The organism is Niastella populi, assembly GCF_002078015.1.
Lineage (GTDB): Bacteria > Bacteroidota > Bacteroidia > Chitinophagales > Chitinophagaceae > Niastella > Niastella populi.
Genome location: NZ_LWBP01000030.1, coordinates 1 through 3,701, shown reverse-complemented (window position 1 = coordinate 3,701; position 3,701 = coordinate 1). Strand labels below are relative to the sequence as shown.

4 protein-coding genes are annotated in these 3,701 nt (G+C 37.0%); 1 reads left to right on the top strand and 3 read right to left on the bottom strand.

Annotated features, from left to right (window positions below; genetic code table 11):
* Positions 1-768: PAS domain-containing protein (locus tag A4R26_RS05480; RefSeq protein ID WP_133054556.1), on the bottom strand; the 768-nt coding region annotated here is incomplete at its 3' end.
* 142 nt (positions 769-910) lie between these two features.
* Between A4R26_RS05480 and A4R26_RS05475 the strand changes: the two genes are divergently transcribed.
* Positions 911-1,336, top strand: a complete 426-nt coding sequence (locus tag A4R26_RS05475; protein WP_165760159.1) for a response regulator — start codon at positions 911-913, stop codon at positions 1,334-1,336.
* A 158-nt stretch (positions 1,337-1,494) separates the two neighbouring features.
* On the opposite strand, the gene A4R26_RS05470 is transcribed toward A4R26_RS05475, so the two are convergent.
* Both A4R26_RS05470 and A4R26_RS05465 read right to left on the bottom strand, forming a co-directional pair.
* The gene (locus A4R26_RS05470) at positions 1,495-1,926 is read right to left on the bottom strand and encodes a response regulator (RefSeq protein WP_081161792.1); all 432 of its coding nucleotides are present in this window, start codon (positions 1,924-1,926) and stop codon (positions 1,495-1,497) included.
* A 375-nt stretch (positions 1,927-2,301) separates the two neighbouring features.
* Entirely contained in the window at positions 2,302-3,135 is an 834-nt protein-coding gene (locus A4R26_RS05465; protein ID WP_165760158.1) for a response regulator, read from the bottom strand.
* Between the last annotated feature and the right edge of the window lie 566 nt (positions 3,136-3,701).

Genomic DNA, 3,701 nt, shown 5'->3' with positions numbered 1-3,701 from the left:
AATTAGTTGTCTGTATCTTGACTCGCGATTAGAGTTGATATGAACTGTTTTTATAGTTCCGTCTTTACAACGCATCTCTGATTCAAATTGCTCTAACGTTTCATTACAAGCCAGCTTTGTCAGAATTTCCTCTACTTTACTTCTACTGGCATGGAATTCAGCGATATGATGCCCAATATATTCCTCCTCGTCATAACCAAGCATTTTCAACTCCCTTTTATTAGCCCATTTGATAATTCCATTCGCATCTACCCAATGAAGTCCAATGCTGGCATTTTCAACATAATCCTGTAATTCAACCGTTTTTCGTTGCAGTCTTATCTCACTTTTTTCTTTCCCTGTAACATCATAAACACAATTGATAATGCCAACCTGAATGCCATTTTCATCTTTTACTGGAATCACGCTTACCTCAACATTTATTCGTGAACCATCAGGCCGCTCGAAAATTAATTCAATTCCTTTACGAGCAATGCCATCCTTTAAACATGCGGCTGCCGGCGATGATTCGTGCGGCAGATAATCTCCCTCTACAGAAAACAATTTCCAGGCACCGTCAAATAGCTCATTCGACCTTCCCAACAAAGGTCTTCTCCCCCATAATTTTACCGCCTGTTCATTATACTTTAAAAGCACGCCTGACAAATCACACATATATACTGCCTCAGGGATCAAATTAAGGATATGACTGTCGTGCAGATATTCTGATGGGAGGATTGATTTTATAGGAGAAAGCGAACTATCTATATCCACCGAATGATTTTTCATTTACTGTATTTAGAATATAAAGATACCAAATAACTTGGCCAGGACATTATAGCGGTTAAGAATTACAGAAAGTCTTGTGAATTAGATTATTATTTAGGCTGGCATGATTTTTTTAATAGCATCATTTTTAACGATATTGGAAATGAATACAGGATCTGTTTGGATTATCGATAGTGATACCGATGACCAGGAAATGGTTCAACAAGTGTGGAAGGAATTAAATTTACAGAATGAGTTGAAGTTTTTTGAATTTGCCGATGAAGCAATGAGCTACCTTGCCAATATAGAAACAGCACCTTTTATTATAATTTGCGAATTACACCTGCCAAAAACAAACGGGCTCGAGTTAAGGGAAAAAATGTTAGCTTCCCATTCCCTTAAATTCAAAAGTGTTCCATTTATTTTCTGGACTGGCCAGGCTTCGGAAGAATACGTCGTTCGCGCATACGATTTGTCAGTGCATGGCTTTTTTATTAAGGAATCGCGTTTTGAAGATTTAAAAGTGACATTTCTGAATATAATTAATTACTGGCTGCGGTGTAAAATGCCCCCTAAAAAGGAAAAGTAACGTGCAAATCGTTTAAACCTTAAGATTAGAACTATCTCAGTTTGTAGATACCAGGTAAAACAATATAGTGAAAACCCTTCAGGAAAATTTTGGCTGTTTATACGGAGTAAAATATGTTTTTCTATAATCGGATTAAATTTATTTTCTTATGTAAAATTCTAAGCCTTTCCTTGATCGTTAAATTTTCTTAATATATAATTTAGCTTTTCAAATGTCAAAGGCTTTTCCAAATAATCATTTAAATAGTCATAGTCCCTGATCTTACACAAATTCTTTTCTATGGGAGAGATCGTAAGCACAACCACAATGGTCTTGTTAAAACCCCATAAATTTAGCTTCCCATAATGATCAAGAAATTCCCATCCGTCCATACCTGGCAAGTTAATATCTAACAGAATAATCCCGGGTAGCTTAATGCTATTGCAGTTATTATCTTTCCCTATCGCCATTAAGTATTCCAACGCATCCTTTGCATTAATGGAAATATGGATGCTTTTAAAACAATTGCATTCGTTAATGATAACCTGGTTCAGAAAATTTGTAGCTTCATCATCTTCAATAAGCAAAATGGAATTAACAGCTGCCTTCATAGAATATTTAGCATTTATTGGAGAAAAGATAAAATTTAATTAAAATACCTGAGAACTAAAAAAAGCCCGCATAAAAATATGCCGGCCTTAATCATTATCCCATTTTTGAAATTGTTACATATATAACGTCAGCTAATTTGAAGTCATTTTATTACCTTTTAAAAATATTGCTAGCATAAGGATTTTCTTGCAACGCAATTCTTATGTAAACACTTAGTACATTTTCACTACCGGGTACCGATAACACTTTCCAGTCTGATCGATTTAAGTATCAGCAGAATATTCATTGATTGCAACCCACACAGAAACTGAAGCTGCTTTGCTTTCTGATTGAACTTACCAAGGTCTTACATGTCATACCCCTGGCTATTGGCGTCATTGCTCAAGGCCATTTACCAATTCCCGCAGGCGTACCGGTTTACTGATATAATCATCCATGCCAGCCTCCAGGCACTTTTCCCGGTCACCTTGCATGGCATTTGCTGTCAATGCAATGATGTGAGTGTGCTTCGTACCAAATCGTTCTAATTCACGTATAGCCCGCGTTGCTTCATAGCCATTCTTTTCAGGCATCTGTATATCCATAAAAATAATATCAAAATCCTGTTTTTTGAAACAATCCAATGCTTCTAACCCATTTTTAGCACAGACAACCTGATGGCTTCTCTTAATAAGCATCCCCAAAGTAATTTCCTGGTTTACGGGATTATCTTCAACCAGTAATATATTGTGTTTGCTGTTTTCGTTTAATGATACCACTTCAATTGCGGGTGCATCTGAATTGTTTTTACGCGGGTAGTTCTGGTTTATTAATAATATACCCCGGATGCACTCCATTAAATTTTCTTCACTTAAAGGTTTGGAATAAAAGTGTGATACGCCGAGTTGCCGGAGCCGTTCCCTGTCGCTGGCTTTTTGTGACTTGGAAATAACTATAATCTCTGTACGGTTCAAAGAAGGTTCATTTTTGATGTATTCGGCAACATCAAAGCCATCTATATCCCCAGGAAGCATGATGTTGAGCAAAACCAATGCAAATAATTTTTGTCGTTGAACATCTTTTTTCAACATGTTTATCGCTTGTTCACCGCTGACGGCCGTTACCGGGCTTAAATTATTGCGACGCAATATTTTTGTGGTCACCTCGCGGTTAGGGTTGCTGCCTTCCATAACCAATACATCTTTATCATTTAATAAGGAATCTGTCATGTTGTTGGTGTTAATTGTTAGCCTCATCCATTAAAAACTGTTTCAGGCAACGCAGGGGTAAAAAATAAAACGATCTCCGGGAAAAGAAGCTTAATGAAGGAGGTAAAAATTAATCTGGTGAAAGCGCTTAGTTAATGTAGGGATACTATGTAGTACCGCCTTAACCCACCCAAAATCACATTGACATAAATCAAAGTGTTTGAACCAGGTTAAAAAACTCTTTTCGAAAAAAAGAGATCTGAAATTTCGCACACTGTCGTACCGGGATTTGGGGGAATGGACGCCACACAGATTGGCCGTAGAATGTTGAAATAATAGGTTGCTTTTAGGTCAGGTTTTGCACAAACGCACCAGGTTAATACCGGGTAATTGGGCCTGCTTTGAAAACAACAAGAAAAGATATCAAAAACGAACATAGTTTTGAGAATCGATGCATGTACCCGAATAATAAGAGGCCGCAAGTTTGCAGCCTCTTTTCCCCATTTAATGAAATTCTAAAAAAGGCCTCCCTGGCAGTTGCATAATAATTCATTTATATGTATGTTTGGGCCAGGATATTTAGGTTT